General features: G+C 72.6%; 5 protein-coding genes. 3 read left to right on the top strand and 2 right to left on the bottom strand.

Annotated features, from left to right (window positions below):
• Positions 1 to 2836 (bottom strand): ribonuclease E/G (locus MKK60_RS11720; RefSeq protein WP_243985930.1); only part of this gene is annotated, 2836 nt, incomplete at its 3' end.
• 794 nt (positions 2837 to 3630) lie between these two features.
• Here MKK60_RS11720 and MKK60_RS28455 point away from each other — a divergent pair.
• Together MKK60_RS28455 and MKK60_RS11715 are read left to right on the top strand one after the other, a co-directional pair.
• On the top strand, positions 3631 to 3756 hold the full coding sequence (locus MKK60_RS28455; protein WP_279593292.1) for a hypothetical protein: 126 nt from the start codon (positions 3631 to 3633) through the stop codon (positions 3754 to 3756).
• A gap of 217 nt (positions 3757 to 3973) precedes the next feature.
• Positions 3974 to 4588, top strand: a complete 615-nt coding sequence (locus MKK60_RS11715; RefSeq protein WP_147844405.1) for a ParB-like protein — start codon at positions 3974 to 3976, stop codon at positions 4586 to 4588.
• A 16-nt stretch (positions 4589 to 4604) separates the two neighbouring features.
• Here MKK60_RS11715 and MKK60_RS11710 read toward each other — a convergent pair whose 3' ends face one another.
• Positions 4605 to 5000, bottom strand: a complete 396-nt coding sequence (locus MKK60_RS11710; RefSeq protein ID WP_147729430.1) for a PRC-barrel domain-containing protein — start codon at positions 4998 to 5000, stop codon at positions 4605 to 4607.
• 132 nt (positions 5001 to 5132) lie between these two features.
• Here MKK60_RS11710 and mepA point away from each other — a divergent pair, with 132 nt between their 5' ends.
• On the top strand, positions 5133 to 6065 hold the full coding sequence (gene mepA, locus MKK60_RS11705; RefSeq protein ID WP_147860117.1) for a penicillin-insensitive murein endopeptidase: 933 nt from the start codon (positions 5133 to 5135) through the stop codon (positions 6063 to 6065).
• The last annotated feature ends 35 nt before the right edge of the window (positions 6066 to 6100 follow it).

Raw genomic sequence — 6100 nt, 5'->3', positions numbered from 1 at the left:
CGTCGGGCAGTGCGTCGGCTACGAACGCGGCGCATTCGGGCAGGGGGGACGCTACCACCGTGGCCTCGCCGCCGGCCCGGCGGCGGCCCTCGGCGCGGCCGCGGCCGCCCCGACGTCCCCGGCGCCGGCGGCGGCCGCCGGCATCCTCCTCGCCGTCGGCCGGCGCCGCGGACTCGCGGGCCTGCGCCTCGGCGGGCTCGGCGTCGCCGCCCTCCGTGGCCTCGCCTTCGTTGATATCGCCCGGGATGGCGTCGCCCTCGGCGTCCTCGTCGCCCGCCTCGGCGCCGGCCTGCGCGCCGCGCTCGGCCTCGCCGCCCTCGGGCCGGCCGCCGCGCTTGCGCCGGCGACGCCGGCGGCGGCGCTGGCCGTCGCCCTCGTCCGACTTCTCCGAGCGCTCGGCACCGGCCTCGCGCGCATCCTCGGCCTCGTCGTCCGCATCGGCCTCGCCGAGGGCGTCCTGCGCGAGCGCCTCCTCGGCGGTCTCGTCCTCGGCCTCCTCGAAGCCGTCGTCCTCCTCGATCTCGGAGATCGGCGAGATCGCCACGGCGCGGATCCCGGTGACCGGACCCTCAGCGCGCTGGGCCGGCTCGCCGCGATCGAGCTGGTAGGCGGTGGTGGCGCCGAGCCGCTCGTCGGCGGCGATCGTCACGCTGACGCCGAAGCGCATCTCGAGCTCGTGCAGGTGCCCGCGCTTCTGGTTGAGGATGTAGAGCGCCACCTCGGTGCGGGTGCGCAGGATCAGGTTGTGGCTCGACGCCTTGAGCAGCGCCTCCTCGATCGCCCGCAGGATGTGCAGCGCGACCGACGCGGTGGCGCGCACGAAGCCCGATCCGCCGCAATGCACGCACGGGATCGACGAGGATTCGAGCACGCCGGTGCGGATGCGCTGGCGGCTCATCTCCATCAAGCCGAAGGGCGAGATCCGCCCGACCTGGATGCGGGCGCGGTCGTTCTTCAGGCAGTCGTTGAGCTTCTTCTCGACCGCGCGGTTGTTGCGCTTCTCCTCCATGTCGATGAAGTCGATCACCACCAGGCCGGCGAGGTCGCGCAGGCGCAGCTGGCGGGCGACCTCCTCGGCCGCCTCCATGTTGGTGCGCAGCGCGGTGTCCTCGATGTCGTGCTCGCGGGTCGAGCGCCCGGAATTCACGTCGATCGAGACCAGGGCCTCGGTCGGGTTGATCACGAGGTAGCCGCCGGACTTCAGCGTCACGTGGGTCGAGAACATTGCGTCGAGCTGCTGCTCGACGCCATGCTTGGCGAAGATCGGCGTCGGGTCGCGATAGGGCTTCACCACCTTCGCCTGCTGCGGCATCAGCATCCGCATGAAGTCGCGCGCTTCCGCGTAGGCCGCCTCGCCCGAGACCAGGACCTCGTCGAGGTCCTTGTTGTAGAGGTCGCGGATCGCCCGCTTGATCAGCGAGCCCTCCTCGTAGACCAGCGCCGGCGCGGTCGAGGACAGGGTCAGCTCGCGCACGCTCTCCCACAGCCGCATCAGGTATTCGAAGTCGCGCTTGATCTCCGGCATGGTGCGCGAGGCGCCCGCCGTGCGCAGGATCACGCCCATGCCGTCCGGCACCTCCAGCGCCTGGGCGGTCTCCTTGAGGCGCTTGCGGTCGGCGGCCGAGGTGATCTTGCGGGAGATCCCGCCGCCGCGGCCGGTGTTCGGCATCAGCACCGAGTAGCGGCCGGCGAGCGACAGGTAGGTGGTGAGCGCCGCGCCCTTGGTGCCGCGCTCTTCCTTGACGACCTGCACCAGGATGATCTGGCGGCGCTTGATCACCTCCTGGATCTTGTAGTGGCGGCGGTGGCTGCGCGGGCGCTCGGGCAGCTCGCCGAGCGCGTCGCCGTTGCCGCCGACCTGCGAGATCTTCGGCTCGGCGTCGGGATCCTCGTCGCCCTCGTCCTCGTCGGACTCCTCGTCGTCGCCGTCCTCGTCCTCGTCGTCCGAGTCGTCGTCCTCGTCCTCGTCGTCGGACTCGTCCTCGTCGGACTCATCCTCGGACGCCGCCGGCGCCTCGGCGACGGTGAGGCTCTCGGCCACGGCGACGATCGCCTCGGGGCGCGGCGCCGCGTCGGCGGCCTCGGGAGCGACCGCATCGCGGGGCGCGTCGGCCTCGGGCGCGTGGGCCTCCGCCGTGTCCTGCGTCTCCGCGGCGGGCTCGCCGATCGCCGTCTCGGGCAGGCTGGCGGATGCGTCGCTTCCCGGCGCGATCGCACCCTCGGCCGGCGCCTCGCCCGACGGCGTCCCGCCGGCGTGATCCGCGCCGGACCCGGTCTCGTGCGCCGGCGCCTCGTGCACGTGCGTCTCGTGCGCCTGCGTCTCGTGCCCTTGGGCCTCGTCGTGACGGGGCTCGCCGGCCTGGGCGCCGTGCTCGTCCGCGTGCGAAGCCTCGTGCGACGTCTCGGTCGCGTGCGCGACGTCCTCGGTGCTCACGGTCTCGTCGAGCTTGGCCGCGGCGGCCTCGGCCCGGCGCCCGCGGACGCGGCGGCCGTTGTTGCGCGGCGACTTGCGGCGGCGCTCCTCGCGCTCGCGGTGCTCCTCGGCGTCGCGGGCCTCGTCCTCGAGCAGCGCCTGCCGATCGGCGAGCGGGATCTGGTAGTAGTCGGGGTGGATCTCCGAGAAGGCGAGGAAGCCGTGGCGGTTGCCGCCGTACTCGACGAAGGCGGCCTGGAGCGAAGGCTCCACGCGCGTCACCTTGGCAAGGTAGATGTTGCCGCGAAGCTGGCGCCGGTTGGCCGCCTCGAAGTCGAATTCCTCGACCCTAGAACCGTGAACCGTGACGACCCGGGTCTCTTCCGGATGCATCGCGTCGATGAGCATCTTGTTGTTGGCCATGACGAACTTTCGACATGGCGGCGGACGTCGCTCTCCTGGGCCCGTGTCCCGGTGGAGCCTCGCCCGGCCTGAAGGCCGTCAGGGAGAGGGCTCGCGCCGGCCTCGAAACCGAGGCCGCGGGGGCTGAACTGAAGGGATTGCCGTCAACCGCCGCTCGGCGCGCGCTTCCGCTGCGCCTGGGGTTGAACCTGATCGGGGGAACGGACGGATCGGCGCGACGCGCATCGCGCACGCTGACGGCACGGGCAACGGCAATCGATGCTGTGCCTCCGTCCATCTGTATTCCCGACCTCGCGAAAACCATCTCGACCGTCCCGTCATGCCGAGGCGGCCGCGAATTCCATGAAACTCATGCGCCGGGACAAGGCCCGTCGCGTGTGCAGATCCCCGGCCGTCCAGGGCCGCAGCGGCGGAGAAGCGTCGCCGCCGAGGGCGCGCCGTCGCCCGTTCGCGGGCGTCGGCGCACAAACGATCCCGTGAGGACCGGACAGGGCCTGCCATCATTACAGATCGTCGCAGGGCTTTGGCAAGGCCGAGCCGAAACGCCGCCGGAGCGGGCCCGGCGCGGCACGGGTTTCAAAGCGGGCGGCGTGTTCGCGGCGGGCCCGGCGGCCCGCTCCGCCGGCCGCATGGTTCCGGGATCGAGCCCCTTAATCTCGCCGGCTTTGGAGCGCGTCCTGACGGCGTGGCCCCAGCGGCACCGCGGATGCGGCGCCCGGCCGGGGCCGCCGCGATGACGATTCTGCCGGACGACCCCTCGGACGACCCCCTCGGATGGAGCGCGCGAGCCCTTGTTGAAAACCATTGCCCTGGTCGCCTCGGTCGCCGCCTTCCTCGCGGTCCGGGCCCTCGTGAAGTTCCTGCTGCTGCCGTTCCGCGCGCTTCGGCACCTGCGCAAGGACAGCCCGGTCTCGACCTGAGACCCGGCCCTGGCGGCGCGCATGCGCGTGCCGCGGGCAGCGCGACGGCATCCCTGAAATCAGCCGTTGCAAGGTTCGGCTGCGAGGCTCGGCTGCGAGGCCGCCGGCTGTCGCAACCGTGAACGGCGGGGTGCCGATCGCGCCTTCCCGCCGGCACCGGAATCATGACAGATCGCCGCGGGGGCCTCGAGAGCCCGACCGTGGGAACACCGAATCGATGGCCATCCGAGAGCCGGTGCTGGCGCCCGTCCCGATCGCGGATCTGCGCCCGACGCAGATGACCGTGGGCTACCGGGAGGTCGCCGAGAAGCGCCGGCGCTGGCGCGACTACGACGAGGACAAGCGCGCCGCCTTCCTCGGGGCGCACATGGTGCCGACCCTGCTCGGGCCGAAGAAGCACCACTACGTCATCGACCACCACCACCTCTCCCGCGCCCTCATGGAGGAGGGCGTCGAGAGCGTTCTGGTCACCGTAGTCGCCGACCTCCACCACCTCGAGAAGGATGCGTTCTGGACGGTGTGCGACCACAAATCGTGGGTCCACCCCTACGATGCGGACGGCGTCCGCGTCGGGTTCAAGGAGATCCCGAAGACGATGGGGGACCTCGCCGACGACCCCTTCCGCAGCCTCGCCGGCGAGCTGCGCCGGGCCGGCGGCTTCGCCAAGGACACCACGCCGTTCAGCGAGTTCCTCTGGGCCGACTATCTCCGCCGCCACATCAAGCCCAAGCGGGTCGAGAACGACTTCTCGGCCGCGCTCGAGGAGGCGATGGCCTTGGCCAAGGCGCCCGAGACCAACTACCTGCCGGGCTGGTGCGGGCCGACGACGTAGCCGGGCCGCGCCCGCGTCACAGGCCCCAGTACGGCGCCGCGTTGTAGTAGCGGTGGACCCGTTCCTCCCAGGCGCGGTCCTCGGCCGGATCGGTGCCCTCGGGCGAGCGCGGCGGCGCGTCGCGCAGCTGCGCCTCGGTGATGTCGACGACGTAGGCGTCGTGCTCGGGCGAGAAGCGCAGCACGCCCCAGGGCAGGGTGTGGAACCCCTCGCCGAGACCGAGGAACCCGCCGAAGCTCATCACCGCGTAGGCGACCTGGCCCGAGCGCTTGTCCAGCATCAAGCGCTCGATCCGCCCGACCTTGGTGCCGTCGGGGCGGCGCACGTCGGTGCCGACGACGCGGTCGTGGGCGATCAGGCTGCGGGGCTGCTCGTCGGGGTTCGCGGCCGGGATCTCGGGTGCGGGCGTCATGCGGCGGCCTCGGGCTCGGTGGGTGCGCCCGCGCTCGGCGGGCGCGGCACGGGTCTGCCCGAAAAACGCCCCGGCGGCGGGCGACGTTCCGATCCTCGACGCGCGACCGCCGGACCGGATACACAGACCCGCATGCACAAGCGCCGCCTCGCCCTCCCCGCCGCCCTCGCGCTCGCCTCGGCGCTCGCGGCCTCCGCCGCCCACGCCCAGGACAAGGGCAGCCTCAACCCCAAACCCCTGCCGCCGCTGGAGAATCCCGACGCGCCCTCGACCCCGGCCAAGGCGCTGTTCGGCCGGGTCACCGGCCCGACCTCCGGCCCGACCCACGCCTACGGCTCCTATGCCAAGGGCTGCTTCTCGGGCGGCGCCGCGCTGCCGATCGACGGGGCGACGTGGCAGGTGATGCGCCTGTCGCGCAACCGGAACTGGGGCACGCCCTACCTCGTCGACTTCCTGGAGCGGCTGGCCGGCAAGGCGCCGCGGGTCGGCTGGCCGGGCTTGCTCGTCGGCGACATGTCCCAGCCCCGCGGCGGCCCGATGCTCACCGGCCACGCCTCGCACCAGCTCGGGCTCGACGCCGACGTGTGGCTCACCCCGATGCCGGACCGGCGCATGACGCGGGCGGAACGCGAGGAGACCTCGGCCACCGACATGGTGCGGCCGGACCGCCTCGACATCGACCCCGACACCTGGACGCCGGAGCGGCTGAGCCTGATCCGCCTCACCGCCGAGCAACCGGAGGTGGCGCGCATCTTCGTCAACCCGGCGATCAAGAAGGCCCTGTGCCGCGAGGCGGACGGCAACCGCGGCTGGCTGCGCAAGGTGCGCCCGATGTACGGGCACAACTACCACTACCATATCCGCCTCGCCTGCCCGGACGGCCAGGATTCCTGCGGCGACCAGGCCGCCCCGCCCCCGGGCGACGGCTGCGGCGAGGAGCTCGCCTACTGGTTCAGCGACGCGATCCTCCACCCGAAGCCGGCGAAGACCAAGCCGAAGCCGCGGCCGCCGATGACCATGGCGGCCCTGCCGGCCGAGTGCCGGATGGTGCTGAAGGCGCGCTGAGGCCCGGTCTTCCGAGCTTGTCCGCCGGCGCGTCG

The sequence above is a fragment of the Methylobacterium sp. J-092 genome (assembly GCF_022829325.1).
Taxonomy (GTDB): Bacteria; Pseudomonadota; Alphaproteobacteria; order Rhizobiales; family Beijerinckiaceae; genus Methylobacterium.
Note: the sequence above shows the minus strand (reverse complement) of the source record. Positions and strands in the feature narration are given on the sequence as shown.